The organism is Gilvimarinus sp. 1_MG-2023, from assembly GCF_030548285.1.
Genome location: NZ_JAUOSC010001610.1, coordinates 1 through 240, shown reverse-complemented (window position 1 = coordinate 240; position 240 = coordinate 1). Strand labels below are relative to the sequence as shown.

The 240-nt window shown below is 57.1% G+C and carries 1 pseudogene; it reads right to left on the bottom strand.

Features of this window, described 5'->3' with window-relative positions:
• Positions 1–240, bottom strand: a pseudogene (locus tag Q4563_RS22235) (polyribonucleotide nucleotidyltransferase); the annotation flags it as partial.

Genomic DNA, 240 nt, shown 5'->3' with positions numbered 1-240 from the left:
GGATACCACGACGGGCAAGGCGACCATGACCAATTTCACGACGGCCTGGCGTACCCAGACGGCCAGCTTCACCAACAGAATATGGAGGGAAGTTGTAGTGGAACAGGAACGGATCGTCCTTGGTGCCGTGCAGGAAGTCGATCATCTGTGCATCACGGGCAGAGCCCAGAGTGGTCACAACAATCGCCTGGGTTTCACCACGGGTGAACAGAGCTGAACCGTGCGTGGTGTTCAGTACAC